This window comes from Shinella sp. Sh6 (assembly GCF_055392685.1).
Genome location: NZ_AP044005.1, coordinates 1608267 through 1623639, shown reverse-complemented (window position 1 = coordinate 1623639; position 15373 = coordinate 1608267). Strand labels below are relative to the sequence as shown.

Genomic DNA, 15373 nt, shown 5'->3' with positions numbered 1-15373 from the left:
CGGAAACATGGGTTAGTAGTGGTCCGACTCGTCCCGGCCCCGCCGGGTATCGCCGCCGCGGCGGCCACGGAAACGGAAGCAGGATTTGTCGGCCGCACCCGGTTTGTTTGTCACGTTCGAAGGCGGCGAGGGCGCCGGGAAGTCGACGCAGATCCGGCTTCTGGCAGCGGCGCTGCGCGAACGCGGCCTGACCGTGCTGATGACGCGCGAGCCCGGCGGCTCGAAGGGCGCCGAAGCCGTGCGCCATGTGCTGCTTTCGGGCGCGGCGGAGGCCTACGGCATCCGCATGGAAGCGATCCTCTTTGCCGCCGCGCGCAGCGACCATGTCGAGCAGGTGATCCGCCCCGCGCTTTCCAAAGGCACCGTGGTGCTCTGCGACCGCTTCATGGATTCCTCCCGCGTCTACCAGGGCATCACCGGCAATCTGGAGCAGTCCTTCATCGAGGCGCTGGAGCGCGTGGCGGTCAACGGCGTCGTGCCGGACTGCACGATCATCTTCGACCTGCCGGCCGCCGTCGGGCTCGAGCGCGCCCGCAAGCGCAGCGCGGGGCCTGAGGAGCAGCCGGACCGTTTCGAGAAGGAAGAGCTGCAGACGCACGAAAAGCGCCGCGAAGCCTTCCTCGACATTGCCGAGCGCGAGCCGCTGCGCTGCCGCGTCGTCGATGCGACGAAGACGCAGGAGGCCATCGCCGCCGAGGTGCTTGCCATCGTCGAGCCGCTGCTGCCGATCAAGACGCATGGCCGTTCGGATGCGGAGCATATCTCGTGAGCGAGGAGCGTCCCGGCATCCTCGACGGCGCGGTCCATCCCGCCGAGCAGACACGGCTCTTCGGCCACGGCGCCGCCGAGGATTTCCTGGCGCGCTCCTACCGCTCCGGCAAGGGGCATCATGCCATCCTCATCGAGGGGCCGGAGGGCATCGGCAAGGCGACGCTCGCCTTCCGCTTCGCCAATCACGTGCTGCACCATCCCGAGCCGGCGGAGGCGCCCGGGACGATCGCCGATCCGTCGCCGGCTTCGTCCATCACCCGCCAGCTTGCCTCCGGCGCCTCGCACAGCCTTCTGCACCTGACGCGGCCCTTCGACGAGAAGACCGGCAAGGCGAAATCGGCGATCACCGTGGACGAGGTGCGCAAGGCCGGAAAGTTCCTCTCGCAGACTTCCGGCACGGGCAACTGGCGCATCGTCATCATCGACCCGGCGGACGACCTCAACCGCAACGCCGCCAACGCCATCCTGAAGATTCTCGAGGAGCCGCCGAAGCGCTCGCTCTTCCTCGTCCTGACCCATGCGCCGGGAAAACTGCTGCCGACCATCCGCTCGCGCTGCCTGCCGCTGCCGCTCTCGCCGCTATTGGAGACGGACCTTGCCGCCGCGCTGGAGAGCCTCGGCGCCGCACCGTCCGGCACACGGGCAGGGGAGGTGCTTTCGGCCGCCCACGGCAGCGTCTCCGAGGCGCTGAAGCTGGTGAATTACGGCGGCTTCGATATCGTGGAGGCCTTCCGCGCCATCGTCTCCGCGTCGGCCGAGCCGCCGCGCCGCGATGTGCACAAGCTTGCCGACGTGCTTTCGGCGCGCGACAGCGACACGGTCTTCTCCTTCTTCTGCCAGCACGCCGGCGATTTCGTGACGGACGCGGCCCGTGCCGCCGCCCTTGCCGGCGACATCGCCCGCGCCGACCGTCTGGCGCACCTCTCCTTTCAGCTCGGCGAGCGCATCGCCATCGCCCAGGGCTACAACCTCGACCGCAAGCAGACGATCATCAGCGTCCTCGACGATATCCGCGCTGCGCTTTAGTCAACTTGCTGTTTCCCTTGCCGCCCGCATGGTCTAATACCTTGCGGCATTGCACAACCGAAGACAGAACGCACCCCGATGACCGACACGTCCCGCTTCTACATCACGACCGCCATTTCCTATCCGAACGGCAAGCCGCACATCGGCCATGCCTACGAACTGATCGCAACGGATGCCATGGCACGCTACCAGCGGCTCGACGGGCGCGACGTGTTCTTCCTGACCGGCACGGACGAGCACGGCCAGAAGATGCAGCAGACCGCGAAGAAGGAAGGCATTTCCCCGCGCGAACTCGCAGACAGGAATTCGGCCGAATTCAAGCAGATGGCCGTTCTTCTTAATGCATCGAACGATGATTTCATACGCACCACCGAGGAGCGCCACTACGAGGCCTGCGCCGAGATCTGGCGTCGCATGGCCGCCAATGGCGACATCTACAAGGACAGCTATGCCGGCTGGTACTCGGTGCGCGACGAGGCCTATTACCAGGAAGGCGAGACGGAAAAGCGCGACGACGGCGTGCGCTACGGCCCGCAGGGCACGCCCGTCGAATGGGTGGAGGAGGAGAGCTACTTCTTCCGCCTTTCCGCCTACCAGGAAAAGCTGCTGAAGCACTACGAGGAGAACCCGGACTTCATCGGCCCGGCCGAACGCCGCAACGAGGTGATCTCCTTCGTCAAGTCGGGCCTCAAGGACCTTTCGGTCTCGCGCACGACCTTCGACTGGGGCATTCCGGTTCCGGGCGACCCCGCGCACGTCATGTATGTCTGGGTCGATGCGCTCACCAACTACATTACCGCGACCGGCTACCTCACCGATCCGGAGGGCCCGCGCGCAAAATACTGGCCGGCGAACATCCATATCATCGGCAAGGACATCATCCGCTTCCACGCCGTCTACTGGCCGGCCTTCCTGATGTCGGCGGGCCTTCCGCTGCCGGAACGCGTCTTCGCCCACGGCTTCCTGCTCAACAAGGGCGAGAAGATGTCGAAGTCGCTCGGCAACGTGGTCGACCCGGTCAACCTCGTCAATCATTTCGGCCTCGACCCGATCCGCTACTTCTTCCTGCGCGAGGTCTCCTTCGGCCAGGACGGCAGCTACAGCGAGGAGGGGATCGCCACGCGCATCAACTCCGACCTTGCCAACGGCATCGGCAACCTTGCCAGCCGCTCGCTGTCGATGATCGTCAAGAACTGCGACGGCAAGGTGCCGGACTGCGGCGAGCTGACGGATGCCGACCGCGCCATGCTCGCCTCCGTCGACGCGCTGCACGCCATCACCCGCGAGGAGATGGGCAAGCAGCAGATCCACAAGGCGCTGGCGGCGATCATCGCCGTCGTCTCGGAGGCCGACCGCTATTTCGCCGGCGAGGCGCCCTGGGCGCTGAAGAAGACCGATCCCGTCCGCATGGGCACCGTGCTCTATGTGACGGCGGAAGTCGTGCGCCAGATCGCGATCCTCCTCCAGCCCTTCATGCCGAAATCCGGCCGCAAGCTGCTCGACCTCGTCGCCGCACCCGTCGAAAAGCGCGACTTCTCGGCGCTGGGCGAGGCGGGCCGCCTCGTCAGCGGCACGCCGCTGGAAGCGCCGACGCCGGTCTTCCCGCGCTACGTCGCCCCCGAAGCGTGATGCCATGCTGATCGACACCCATTGCCATCTGGATTTTCCCGATTTCGCGGCGGAGCGCGACGATATCGTCGCGCGCGCGCATGCGGCCGGGGTGAAGCAGATGATCACCATCTCGACGCGGGTGCGCAAGTTCCCCGAGATCCTGGCCATCGCGGAAAAATACCCGACCGTCTTCTGTTCGGTCGGCACGCATCCGCACAATGCCGACGAGGAGCTGGATATCCCGGTCTCCGAGCTCATCGAGCTGGCGCGGCATCCGCGCGTCGTCGCCATCGGCGAGGCGGGCCTCGATTATTTCTACGACAACGCCCCGCGCGAGGCGCAGGCCATCGGCCTTCGCAACCACATCGCCGCGGCGCGGGAAACCGGGCTGCCGCTCGTCATCCATAGCCGCTCGGCGGACGAGGACATGGCGGCGATCCTGACCGAGGAGACGGGGAAGGGGGCCTTTCCCTTCCTGCTGCATTGCTTCTCCTCCGGCCCGGAGCTTGCCCGGATCGGCGTCGAACTCGGCGGCTATGTCTCCTTCTCCGGCATCCTGACCTTCCCGAAGTCCGAAGAGCTGCGCGAGATCGCAAAAACCGTACCGCTGGAACGCATGCTGGTGGAAACGGACGCGCCCTATCTCGCCCCCAAGCCGTTCCGCGGCAAGCGCAACGAGCCGGCCTATGTGGCGCATACGGCGGCGGTTCTGGCCGAGACGGTCGGCGTCAGCGCGGAAGAGATCGCCCGCATCACCACCGAGAACGCTTTCCGCATCTTCTCCAAGATGCCGCGGGTGTAGCCGTGGCCTATACGCGGCGCTTCACCATTCTCGGCTGCGGCTCCTCGCCCGGCGTGCCGCGCATCACCGGCGACTGGGGCGCCTGCGATCCCGCCAACCCGAAGAACCGCCGCACCCGCGCCGCCTTCCTCGTCGAGCAGTTCGGCCCGGACGGCACGACGACGGTGGTGATCGACACGGGCCCCGATTTCCGCACGCAGATGATCGCCGCCGGTGTCGCCGGCATCGACGCGGTGCTCTATACCCACGCCCATGCCGACCACATCCACGGGATCGACGATATCCGCGGCTTCGTGCTGCAGAACCACAAGCAGGTGCCGATCTGGGCGGATGCCTTCACGATGGAGCGCATCCGCGAGGGCTTCGGCTATTGCCTGAAGACGCCGCCGGGCAGCATGTATCCGCCGATCGTCACGGAAAACCTGATCGAGCCGATGGACCGGCCGGTGACCGTCGAAGGGGCAGGGGGCACCATCACCTTCCAACCCCTTCTCCAAGTGCACGGCTCGATCCATTCGCTGGGCTTCCGCATCGGCGACGTCGCCTATTGCAGCGACATCAGCGATTTTCCGGACGAGACCCTGCCGCGCCTTGCCGGCCTCGACATGCTGGTGATCGACGCGCTGCAATACCGCTACCATTCGAGCCACCTGTCGCTTTCCCAGGCGCTGGAATGGATCGAGCGGCTGAAGCCGGCGCGGGCGATCCTCACGCACATGCATGTGCCGCTCGACTACGAGACCGTGCAAAAGGAAACGCCGGCCCATGTGGAACCGGCGTATGATGGCCTCAGCCTCGAGGTCGCGCTTGGCGACGATCAGGCGAAATAGGGCTTGAGGTTCTTGCGGATCCGATCGAGGACCGTATCGCCGGAAAGGTCGGGAACGAAGGTCTTTCCGGTAATCTGTTCAAAGGCTTGGATGTAAACCTTCGAGGTCTGCTCGATGAGCTCGCGCGGAATTTCCGGGATCGGGTCCTTGTAGGGGTCGCAGCGCTCGGTGACCCAGGCGCGCACGAAATCCTTGTCGAAGCTCGCCGGGCGGCCGCCCTTGGCGAAGCTCTCGGCATAGCTGTCGGCGATCCAGTAGCGGCTCGAATCCGGCGTATGGATCTCGTCGGCGAGTACGATGCGGCCGTCCTTGTCCGTGCCGAATTCGTATTTGGTGTCGACGAGGATGAGCCCGCGTTCGGCGGCACGCGCCTGTCCGCGGGCAAAAAGCGCCAGCGCATAGCGCGACACGGTTTCCCATTGCTCGGCCGTCAGCAGGCCCTGGGCAAGGATCTCGTCGCCGGAGAGCGGTTCGTCATGGCCGCCGTCGAAGGCCTTGCTGGTGGGCGTGATGATCGGCTCGGGCAGCTTCTCGTTGTCCTTCATTCCGTCCGGCAGCGTGATGCCGTACATCTGGCGCTCGCCCTTGCGGTACTTCGTCAGGACGGAGGTGCTGGTGGTGCCGGCGAGATAGCCGCGCACGACGATCTCGACCGGCAGGATATCGAGCCGCGTGCCGATGACGACATTCGGGTCCGGATAGGAAAGGACGTGGTTCGGGCAGATGTCGGCGGTCTCCTCGAACCAATAGCGCGCCGTCTGCGTCAGGACCTGGCCCTTGAAGGGAATGGCGGTCAGGATGACGTCGAAGGCGCTCAGCCGGTCCGTCGCGATGATGATGCGGCTGCCGTCCGGAAGATCGTAGTTCTCGCGGACCTTGCCGTTGTAGCGGTTCGGCAGTTCCGGGATGAAGGCGTCGGAGAGAATGCGCAGATCGCTCATCGGTGCGGGCTTTCGCTGTTGGTTCCGTCTGCGTTCCGCTTAGAACTGCAGGCGGCCAACGGTCAAGGCGCAAACCGGATTTCCAGCACCTTTGGGGCTCATGGCCAGATAGATTGGTTCCATAATCTATCTTATGTGATCTTTGTATGCGCCGCCGGCCGAGCCTCCCTCCCGCCGTATTCCGCTCGTACAACAGGCACGGTGTCGACGTATTCGATCTTTCCGTGTTAGCGTCCCGCTGACGTTCATCCAACCTCCCTGCCAAGAAACCCATGCCGACAGTTCCCGTGCTTGAAACTGACCGCCTCGTCCTGCGCGGCTTTCGTTCCGACGACCTCGACGCCATCACCGAAATGTGGGCCATGCCCGAGATCGTGCGCTATATCGGCGGCGTGCCGATGACGCGCGAACAGTCGTGGACGCGCCTCTTGCGGCAGATCGGCATGTGGAGCGTCATGGGCTTCGGCTTCTGGGTGATCACGGAGAAAGCGACCGGCCGCGTCATCGGCGAAGCCGGCTTCCACGAAATGCGCCGTGCACTCACACCAAGCCTTGAAGGCACGCTGGAAACCGGCTGGGGCCTGCTTCCCGAATTCCAGGGCAAGGGCTATGCCACCGAAGCGTTGAACGCCATGTGGGCGTGGATCGGCGCGAACCGCCCCGACATGCCGATCACCTGCATCATCGATCCGCGCAACGCCGCGTCCATCGGCCTTGCCGAGCGGCACGGCTTCCGGGAATTCGCCCGCTCGCCCTATCAGGGCTCGGAGGTCGTCCTGCTTCGCAGGAATGCGTCGTGACCATCACTATATGGTTTAAGTATAAACGGCAACTCTCTGTTTTATAAAGATATTACAAGGAAGAGAATTCCAAGGGAATCCTGTGCTATCATGGCACCTTCGAAAAGGAGGTGCGCCATGAGGTTGCCTGCCGCCGTTTCCCTTTTTCTGCTTGTCCTCCCGGTTGCCACATGGGCCGGGGAGCCGGTCGACGCCGCGCAGGCCGTCATCCAGGGCCAGATCGCCGCCTTCCTGCATGACGATGCCAAGGCGGCCTATTCCTTCGCCTCGCCCGCCATCCGCGGCAAATTCCCGACGGAGGGCGCCTTCTTCGACATGGTCAGGAAGGGCTATGCGCCGGTCTACCGGCCGGGCAATTTCGCCTTCGGCCGGTCGCGGGTCATCGGCGACACGGTGGTGCAGGAGGTGCTGATCTCCGGGCCGGACGGCAAGGACTGGACGGCGCTCTACCAGCTCGTGAAGCTGCCGGACGGCAGCTACAAGATCAACGGCGTGCACATCGTGCGCGCCGCGCCGGGGCCGGAGATCTGACTTTTGGTTTCAGAGAGGGGCGAGATCGCCCCTCGCCCAGTTTTCCTGCGTTTCCGCCATGAAATCGGCGAAGCGCCCCTCCTCGATCGCCTTGCGGATACCGGCCATCAGGTCCTGATAGTAGGCAAGGTTGTTCCAGGTCAGCAGCATGCCGCCGAGCGACTCGTTGGCGCGGATGAGGTGGTGCAGGTAGGCGCGCGAATAGTCGCGGGCGGCCGGGCAGTTCGACTCCTCGTCCAGCGGGCGCATGTCCTCGGCATGGCGGGCGTTGCGCAGGTTGATGCGGCCGCGCCGCGTGAAGGCAAGGCCGTGGCGGCCGGAGCGGGTCGGCATCACGCAGTCGAACATGTCGATGCCGCGGGCGACGGATTTGAGGATATCGTCCGGCGTGCCGACGCCCATCAGGTAGCGCGGCTTCCCGGCCGGCAGGTGCGGAAGGGTCGTGGAAATCATGTCGAGCATGACCTCCTGCGGCTCACCCACGGCAAGGCCGCCGATGGCATAGCCCTTGAGGTCGAGGCCGGCGAGCGCGGCGGCGGAACGCTCGCGCAGGTGCGGAATGTCGCCGCCCTGCACGATGCCGAACATCGCCTTGCCGGGCTGGTCGCCGAAGGCCGCCTTGCAGCGCTCGGCCCAGCGCAGCGACATTTCCATGGCGCGCTCGATTTCCTTCGGGGATGCCGGCAGCGCCACGCATTCGTCGAGCTGCATCTGGATGTCGCTGTCGAGCAGGCCCTGGATCTCGATGGAGCGCTCCGGCGACATGTGGTGCAGCGCGCCGTCGACATGGCTCTTGAAGGTCACGCCCTTCTCGTCGAGCTTGCGAAGGCCCGAGAGCGACATGACCTGAAAGCCGCCGGAATCGGTGAGGATCGGCCAAGGCCAGCGGATGAGCTCGTGCAGGCCGCCGAGGCGCGCGACGCGCTCCGGGCCGGGCCGCAGCATCAGGTGGTAGGTGTTGCCGAGGATGATGTCGGCGCCGAGTTCGCGCACCTGGTCGAGATACATCGCCTTGACGGTGCCCACCGTGCCGACGGGCATGAAGGCCGGCGTGCGGATGGTGCCGCGCGGCATGGAGACCTCACCGCGGCGGGCCTTGCCGTCGGTGGCGAGGAGCTTGAACTGGAAGGTGTCGGTCATCGGTCGTTCCGGAAAAGCAGGCTGGAGTCGCCGTAGGAATAGAAGCGGTAGCCGGTCGAGACCGCATGGGCATAGGCGCCGCGCATCGTCTCGAGGCCGGAAAAGGCCGAGACGAGCATGAAGAGCGTCGATTTCGGCAGGTGGAAATTGGTCATCAGGATATCGGCGGTGCGGAAGCGGTAGCCGGGCGTGATGAAGATGCCCGTCGCGCCCGACCATGGCCGGATCGTGCCGTCCGCGTCGGCGGCGCTTTCGAGAAGGCGCAGCGACGTCGTGCCGACGGAGACGATGCGCCCGCCCCTCGCCTTCACGGCGTTGAGCGCGGCGGCCGTCGCTTCGGAGACGTAGCCGATCTCCTCGTGCATGACGTGGTCGGTCGTATCATCCGCCTTGACCGGCAGGAAGGTGCCGGCGCCGACATGCAGCGTCACGAAATGCCGTTCGACGCCGAGCGCATCGAGCTTTTCGAAGAGGGCGTCGGTGAAGTGGAGGCCTGCGGTCGGCGCGGCGACGGCACCCTCCTCGCGGGCATAGATCGTCTGGTAGTCGCGCCGGTCCGCCTCGTCCTCGGCACGCTTGGAAGCGATATAGGGCGGTAGCGGGATATGGCCGACGGTGGCGATGGCGCGGTCGAGCTCCGGGCCGGAGGCATCGAAGCGGAGGGTGACTTCGCCGCCCTCGCCCTTCTCCTCGACGGTCGCGGACAGGTCTTCGCCGAAAGCGATGCGATCACCGCGCTTGATGCGTTTTCCCGGCCTGGCGAAGGCCTTCCAGCGGTCGCCGGCAATGCGCATGTGCAGCGTCGCGGAGACCTTCTGGCCGCCCGCGCCTTCGCGGTGGCGGATGCCTTCGAGCTGGGCGGGTATGACGCGCGTGTCGTTGAAGACCAGCGCATCGCCGGGCCTGAGCAGTGACGGCAGGTCGCCGACGGTGCGGTCCTCGTAGGGCGTCTCCGCATCGGCGCGTACGACGAGCAGCTTCGCGGCCTCGCGCGGCGTCACGGGGCGCAGCGCGATGCTTTCTTCCGGCAGGTCGAAATCGAAGAGGTCGACACGCATGGCGGCCTCAGAGGAAGCGGATCATCAGCGCGCCGGCAACGAGCATCACCGCGCCGCCGATACGGCCGACCGTCACCTCGCGCACGGCCATGCCGAGGAAGCCGATGCGGTCGAGCAGGATGCCGGCGAGAAGCTGGCCGGAAACGGCAAACGCCATGAGGGCGGCAGCGCCGATGCGCGGCGTGAGATAGATGGCGGTGGTGACGTAGAAGGCGCCGAGCGCCCCGCCAACCACATAGAGCCATGCGGCCGGCGCGCGCCAGTCCGGCGCCCTGCCCTCGAAGGCCGAGGTGGCCAGGACGACGAGCCCGAGCAGCACGGCGCCCGACAGGAACGACATGCAGGCGGCCGCCACGGGCATGCCGAGCCCGCGTCCGAGCATGGTGTTGATGGGAGCCTGGGTTGCGATGCACGCGCCGGCCGCAATGCCGAGCAGCGCCCAGAGGAATGCAGCCATGGTGCCGGTCCTTGAAAAGCGCACAAAGAAAAACCGCGCCCGCCGTGGCGAGCGCGGTCGAAAACGAACGTTTGTCTATCAGGCCGCCACGTCTGCGGCAACCTTCATCGAGACGATCGAGTCGGGATCGCGCACAGGCTCGCCGCGCTTGATCTTGTCGATGTTCTCCATGCCCTCGATGACCTGGCCCCAGACGGAATACTGCTTGTTGAGCCAGGGCGAATCCGTGAAGCAGATGAAGAACTGCGAGTTGGCCGAGTTCGGCATCTGGCTGCGGGCCATGGAGCAGGTGCCGCGCACATGGCTCATGTTGGAGAATTCGGCCTTGAGGTCCGGCTTGTCGGAGCCGCCCATGCCGGCACGGGCCGGGTTGAACTCGGCGCCGCCCTGCTTGCCGAACTTCACGTCGCCGGTCTGGGCCATGAAGTCCTCGATGACGCGGTGGAAGACGACGCCGTCATAGGCGCCTTCGCGCGCCAGTTCCTTGATGCGCGCCACATGCCCCGGGGCGAGGTCCGGAAGAAGCTGGATGACCACCTTCCCCTTCGTGGTCTCCATGATGATCGTGTTTTCCGGATCCTTGATCTCGGCCATGGTCTTTCTCCTTCTAAAGCCTGCCCGCAAAGGTGTGGTCCAACTTTGCCATTGCAACAGGCGGCAACCAAAAAACGGGATTACTTGCCGACGGTGACCTTGATCATGCGGTCGGGGTCGGTCACGGCGCCGTTGTTCGCATCGTCGCCGCGCTTGATCTTGTCGACGTTCTCCATGCCGGAGACGACCTTGCCGACGACCGTGTACTGGCCGTTCAGGAAGTCGCCGGGGGCGAACATGATGAAGAACTGCGAGTTGGCGGAATTGGGGTCCTGGGCGCGCGCCATGCCGACCGTGCCGCGCTCGAAGGGCACGTCGGAGAACTCGGCCGGAAGGTCCGGCAGGCTGGAGCCGCCCGTGCCGGCCGCCTGCGGCTGGTAGCCGTCTTCCATGTCGCCGTACTGCACGTCGCCGGTCTGCGCCATGAAGCCTTCGATCACGCGGTGGAAGGCGACGTTGTCGTATTCGCCGGCGGCGGCGAGCTGCTTGATGCGCTCGGCGTGTTTGGGCGCCTTGTCGTTCAGCTCGATGACGACCGGGCCGTCCTTGAGCTGGATGGTGATGAAGTCGGCGGCTTTGGCGACGACGGCGCTCGTGGCGGTCGCCAGGAACAGGGTTCCTGCAAAGGCGAGGCGGAGGATGTTCATGATAGCTCCCTAAAGGGGTTCAGGATGATGGGCTCAGCCCTTCTGCCGGGCCTGGAGCGCCTTGAAGACGGGCGCCGGAACGAAGGCACTGACATCGCCGCCCATGGCCGCGATCTGGCGGACCAATGTGGCGGTAATGGGCCGCGAGGCAACGCCTGCAGGCAGGAAGATGGTCTGCACGTCGGGCGCCATCTGGCGGTTCATGCCGGCCATCTGCATTTCGTAGTCGAGGTCCGTGCCGTCGCGCAGGCCGCGGATGAGGAGATGCGCCTTGTGCGCCCGCGCGGCATCGACGACGAGGTTGGAGAAGGAAACGACGCTCACATCCCCTGCCCGCTCCGGCAGCGCCTCGGCGATCGACTGGCGGATGAGCCCGGCGCGCTCCTCGAAGGAGAAGATCGGCGTCTTGCCGGGATGGATGCCGATGGCGACGATGACCTTCGGCGCGACGTTCAGCGCCTGCACGAGCACGTCGATATGGCCGTTGGTGATCGGGTCGAAGGAGCCAGGGTAGAAGGCGACTGTCATCGGCGAGGTTCCGTTTGCCGCCTTGTGTCACGGACCGTCCCTTTCCGCAAGGGTGCGCCCTGCCGCACCCGGAACTGTCCCCCGCGAAGAACATGAACTGCGCATGAATGGACCGTTCAAGACCATTTCAGGTGCCCCATGTCTAGATGGCAGCATCAGGGCCGGGAACAAACATCGATATCGTGCGTTCTACCGGCCGAACACAGTGAAACAAGTATTGCGTTTCCTTAGGCTGGAAGGAACACGAAAATGGCACTCGCTCTTCTCTGCATGACCATGTTCATCGCACTCACCGCCGCAACCATCCATGCGTTGCGCGAAGAAGACCGCCCGGCAGCGACGAAGCTCGCCGGCCGCGGCAAGTGGCTGCGCTGAGGACGGACCATGGCCGCGCTCACCATCTTCTCCATGCTCTTCATCAGCGCCGTCTTCACGGTGGATTTCGCCCGCACGATCATCGAGATCAAGCGTGAGCGCGAAGCCCTGAAGGCGATCCGGCTGAAAACGAAAGCAGGCGGCTTCGGCGTCTAGAACGCCCCTTGCCGCCGTCAACGCGGGTGGCCTTCCCTCCGGGCCGCCCGCGACAAATGAAAAGCCGGACGGTCGTTCCCTGCCCGTCCGGCTTTTTCATGTCTGTGAGAAGCGAGGCTTATGCCTCGCTGCCCGGTGCTTCATCTCCGGCCTCGACGTCACCTTCGGCAACGCCCTCACCATCCGTATCCGCGTCGTCGTCGCCTTCCGGCTCGCTGATGCGCTCGACGGAGACCACCTTCTCGTCCTTGGCGGTGGAGAAGATCGTCACGCCCTTCGTAGCGCGGCTGGCGATGCGGATGCCGTCGACCGGCACGCGGATGAGCTGGCCGCCGTCGGAGACGAGCATGAGCTGATCCTTCTCCTCGACCGGGAAGGCGGCGACCAGTTCGCCGATCTCGCCCGTCTTGGAGGTGTCGGTGGCGCGGATGCCCTTGCCGCCGCGGCCCGAGGTGCGGAAGTCGTAGGAGGACGACCGTTTGCCGTAACCCTTCTGCGAAACCGTCAGCACGAATTGCTCGCGCGCCTTCAGCTCCTGATAGCGCTCTTCGGAAAGATCGCCGACTTCGCCGACCTCCTCGCCGACCAGTGCGATTTCCTCCTCGTCGACGCCGCTGGCGCGGCGCTCGGCGGCGGAGCGTTTCAGATAGGCGGCGCGCTCCCACGGCTCGGCATCGGCATGGTGGACGATCGTCATCGAGATGATGCGGTCGCCGGCGCCCAGCGAGATGCCGCGCACGCCGACCGAGTTGCGGCCGGCGAAGACGCGCACGTCGTCGACCGGGAAGCGGATGCACTGGCCGAGCGCCGTGGTCAGCAGCACGTCGTCGTGCTCCGTGCAGGTCTCGACGTTGAGGATCTCGTCGCCATCCTCCTCGAGCTTCATCGCGATCTTGCCGTTGCGGTTGACCTGGACGAAGTCGGAAAGCTTGTTGCGGCGCACCGTGCCGCGGGTCGTCGAGAACATGACGTCGAGGTTTTCCCACGTCGTCTCGTCCTCGGGCAGCGGCATGATGGTCGTGATGCGCTCGCCAGGTTCCAGCGGCAGCATGTTGATGAGCGCCTTGCCCTTCGACTGCGGCGTGCCGATCGGCAGGCGCCAGACCTTCTCCTTGTAGACGATGCCGCGCGAGGAGAAGAAGAGGACGGGCGTATGCGTGTTGGCGACGAAGAGGCGGGTCGCGAAATCCTCGTCCTTCATGGCCATGCCGGAGCGGCCCTTGCCGCCGCGGCGCTGCGCGCGGTAGGTGGCGAGCGGCACGCGCTTGACGTAGCCGGCATGCGAGACGGTGACGACCATGTCCTCGCGGGCGATGAGGTCCTCGTCGTCCATGTCCGGGCCGCCCTCGGCGATCTCGGTGCGGCGCGGCGTGCCGAATTCGTCGCGGATGGCCCCGAGTTCGTCCTTGACGATGGTCATGATGCGCAGGCGCGAGGAGAGGATGTCGAGGTAGTCCTTGATCTCCTCGCCGATCTTGTTCAGCTCCTCGTCGATCTCGTCGCGGCCGAGGGCCGTCAGGCGGGCGAGGCGCAGTTCGAGGATGGCGCGGGCCTGCTCTTCGGAAAGATTGTAGGTCAGGTCCTCGTTGATGCGGTGGCGCGGGTCGTCGATGAGGCGGATCAGCGCCTCGACGTCCTTGGCCGGCCAGCGGCGCTCCATCAACTGCTCGCGCGCCGTCTGCGGATCGGGCGCGCGGCGGATGAGGTTGATCACCTCGTCGATATTGGCGACGGCGATGGCAAGACCCACCAGGACGTGGGCGCGGTCGCGCGCCTTGCGCAGCAGGTACTTGGTGCGGCGGCTGACGACTTCCTCGCGGAAGGCGACGAAGGCGCGCAGCATGTCGAGCAGCGTCATCTGCTCCGGCTTGCCGCCGTTGAGCGCCACCATGTTGCAGCCGAACGAGGTCTGCAGCGGCGTGTAGCGGTAGAGCTGGTTCAGGATGACGTCGGCGTTCGCGTCGCGCTTCAGCTCGATGACGACGCGGTAGCCGTCGCGGTCGGATTCGTCGCGAAGGTCGGAGATGCCCTCGATGCGCTTGTCGCGCACGAGCTCGGCCATCTTCTCGATCATCGTCGCCTTGTTCACCTGGTAGGGGATCTCGGTGACGATGATCTGCTCGCGGTCGCCGCGCATCGGCTCGATGGTGGCGCGCCCGCGCATGACGACGGAGCCGCGGCCGGTCTCGTAGGCCTGGCGGATGCCGGCGCGGCCGAGGATCAGCGCGCCGGTCGGGAAATCCGGGCCGGGGATGATCTGCATCAGGTCGAGAAGCTCGATCGCCGGATTGTCGATGAGGGCGATACAGCCGTCGATGACTTCGGAAAGGTTGTGCGGCGGGATGTTCGTCGCCATGCCGACGGCGATGCCGCCCGCGCCGTTGACGAGAAGGTTCGGGAATTTCGCGGGGATGACGACCGGCTCGGAGAGCGTGCCGTCATAGTTGTCGCGGAAATTCACCGTTTCCTTGTCGAGGTCGTCGAGCAGCGAATGGGCGGCCTTTTCCAGGCGGCATTCCGTGTAGCGCTGGGCTGCCGGCGGGTCGCCGTCGACGGAGCCGAAATTGCCCTGGCCGTCGATCAGCGGCAGGCGGAGCGACCAGTCCTGCGCCATGCGCGCGAGCGCGTCGTAGATGGCGGCGTCGCCGTGCGGATGGTATTTACCCATCACGTCACCGGTGACGCGGGCCGACTTCACATATTTCTTGTTCCAGTCGACGCCCATCTCGTTCATCGAATAGAGGATGCGCCGGTGCACGGGCTTGAGGCCGTCGCGCACGTCGGGCAGCGCGCGGGACACGATCACGCTCATGGCGTAATCGAGATAGGACCGCTGCATCTCCTCGATGATGGAAATCGGCTCAATGCCGGGAGGGGTCTTGCCGCCGGGTGTCGTTTGTTCTGTCAATTTCGGTCACGATCGTTGTTCAGAATCAGATGCAAATTTATAGCCTACCGCTGCTCCAAGCGCCAATTTCGGCAAGGGGTTTGAGCGGGTTTTCCAAGTAAAATCCGCCAATTTGCGCATTTTCATGGCCGTATCGGCGTGGCGGTCCGGGCGCCCTTCCCTTGGGCGCCGCCCTCGCCTAACAATGGCCGGACAAGG

At 65.4% G+C, this 15373-nt stretch carries 17 protein-coding genes; 9 read left to right on the top strand and 8 right to left on the bottom strand.

The genetic code is table 11. The annotated features are described in order from the left end of the window. Positions 1 to 85 precede the first annotated feature (85 nt). From tmk to ACZ5TO_RS07955, 5 genes are all read left to right on the top strand, one after another. Positions 86 to 769 carry a dTMP kinase gene (gene tmk, locus ACZ5TO_RS07975; protein WP_464800133.1) on the top strand — a complete coding sequence of 228 codons (684 nt, stop codon included), beginning with the start codon at positions 86 to 88 and terminating at the stop codon, positions 767 to 769. Continuing rightward, entirely contained in the window at positions 766 to 1797 is a 1032-nt protein-coding gene (locus ACZ5TO_RS07970; protein WP_464800132.1) for a DNA polymerase III subunit delta', read from the top strand. The genes tmk and ACZ5TO_RS07970 overlap by 4 nt, the downstream gene beginning before the upstream one ends. Before the next feature lie 78 nt (positions 1798 to 1875). Beyond that, positions 1876 to 3426: a methionine--tRNA ligase gene (gene metG / locus ACZ5TO_RS07965; RefSeq protein WP_464800131.1), complete on the top strand. Its 1551-nt coding sequence runs from the start codon at positions 1876 to 1878 to the stop codon at positions 3424 to 3426. Positions 3427 to 3430: 4 nt separating this feature from the next. After that, positions 3431 to 4210: a TatD family hydrolase gene (locus ACZ5TO_RS07960; RefSeq protein ID WP_464800130.1), complete on the top strand. Its 780-nt coding sequence runs from the start codon at positions 3431 to 3433 to the stop codon at positions 4208 to 4210. 2 nt (positions 4211 to 4212) lie between these two features. Continuing rightward, positions 4213 to 5040, top strand: a complete 828-nt coding sequence (locus ACZ5TO_RS07955; protein ID WP_464800129.1) for an MBL fold metallo-hydrolase — start codon at positions 4213 to 4215, stop codon at positions 5038 to 5040. Here the strand turns inward: ACZ5TO_RS07955 and ACZ5TO_RS07950 are convergent. Beyond that, positions 5028 to 5972, bottom strand: coding sequence for a phosphoribosylaminoimidazolesuccinocarboxamide synthase (locus tag ACZ5TO_RS07950; RefSeq protein WP_464800352.1), 945 nt, complete (start codon positions 5970 to 5972; stop codon positions 5028 to 5030). The genes ACZ5TO_RS07955 and ACZ5TO_RS07950 overlap by 13 nt on opposite strands. 281 nt (positions 5973 to 6253) lie before the next feature. Here ACZ5TO_RS07950 and ACZ5TO_RS07945 point away from each other — a divergent pair, with 281 nt between their 5' ends. Both ACZ5TO_RS07945 and ACZ5TO_RS07940 read left to right on the top strand, forming a co-directional pair. After that, positions 6254 to 6781: a GNAT family N-acetyltransferase gene (locus tag ACZ5TO_RS07945; RefSeq protein WP_184141640.1), complete on the top strand. Its 528-nt coding sequence runs from the start codon at positions 6254 to 6256 to the stop codon at positions 6779 to 6781. A 117-nt stretch (positions 6782 to 6898) separates the two neighbouring features. Then, complete coding sequence (locus tag ACZ5TO_RS07940) at positions 6899 to 7312, top strand: DUF4864 domain-containing protein (RefSeq protein WP_464800128.1); 414 nt, start codon at positions 6899 to 6901, stop codon at positions 7310 to 7312. A gap of 9 nt (positions 7313 to 7321) precedes the next feature. Here ACZ5TO_RS07940 and tgt read toward each other — a convergent pair whose 3' ends face one another. The 6 genes from tgt to coaD all read right to left on the bottom strand — a co-directional run bounded on the left by tgt (position 7322) and on the right by coaD (position 11736). Then, positions 7322 to 8452, bottom strand: a complete 1131-nt coding sequence (gene tgt, locus ACZ5TO_RS07935) for a tRNA guanosine(34) transglycosylase Tgt (RefSeq protein WP_464800127.1) — start codon at positions 8450 to 8452, stop codon at positions 7322 to 7324. Further along, on the bottom strand, positions 8449 to 9510 hold the full coding sequence (gene queA / locus ACZ5TO_RS07930; RefSeq protein WP_464800126.1) for a tRNA preQ1(34) S-adenosylmethionine ribosyltransferase-isomerase QueA: 1062 nt from the start codon (positions 9508 to 9510) through the stop codon (positions 8449 to 8451). The genes tgt and queA overlap by 4 nt, the downstream gene beginning before the upstream one ends. Before the next feature lie 7 nt (positions 9511 to 9517). Continuing rightward, on the bottom strand, positions 9518 to 9967 hold the full coding sequence (locus ACZ5TO_RS07925) for a DMT family transporter (RefSeq protein WP_184141648.1): 450 nt from the start codon (positions 9965 to 9967) through the stop codon (positions 9518 to 9520). Between the two features lie 78 nt (positions 9968 to 10045). Next, positions 10046 to 10561 (bottom strand): peptidylprolyl isomerase, encoded by a 516-nt coding sequence (locus ACZ5TO_RS07920; protein WP_184141650.1) that lies wholly within the window; start codon positions 10559 to 10561, stop codon positions 10046 to 10048. Positions 10562 to 10641: 80 nt separating this feature from the next. Next, complete coding sequence (locus tag ACZ5TO_RS07915; protein ID WP_464800125.1) at positions 10642 to 11208, bottom strand: peptidylprolyl isomerase; 567 nt, start codon at positions 11206 to 11208, stop codon at positions 10642 to 10644. 33 nt (positions 11209 to 11241) lie between these two features. Continuing rightward, positions 11242 to 11736 carry a pantetheine-phosphate adenylyltransferase gene (coaD, locus tag ACZ5TO_RS07910; RefSeq protein WP_184141654.1) on the bottom strand — a complete coding sequence of 165 codons (495 nt, stop codon included), beginning with the start codon at positions 11734 to 11736 and terminating at the stop codon, positions 11242 to 11244. 249 nt (positions 11737 to 11985) lie between these two features. Here coaD and ACZ5TO_RS07905 point away from each other — a divergent pair, with 249 nt between their 5' ends. Then, entirely contained in the window at positions 11986 to 12111 is a 126-nt protein-coding gene (locus tag ACZ5TO_RS07905) for a hypothetical protein (protein ID WP_281396974.1), read from the top strand. Between the two features lie 9 nt (positions 12112 to 12120). Then, complete coding sequence (locus ACZ5TO_RS07900) at positions 12121 to 12267, top strand: hypothetical protein (protein WP_184141656.1); 147 nt, start codon at positions 12121 to 12123, stop codon at positions 12265 to 12267. A 118-nt stretch (positions 12268 to 12385) separates the two neighbouring features. On the opposite strand, the gene gyrA is transcribed toward ACZ5TO_RS07900, so the two are convergent. Then, a complete protein-coding gene (gene gyrA / locus ACZ5TO_RS07895; RefSeq protein ID WP_464800124.1) occupies positions 12386 to 15175 on the bottom strand; it encodes a DNA gyrase subunit A in 2790 nt (929 codons plus the stop codon). Positions 15176 to 15373: the final 198 nt, after the last annotated feature.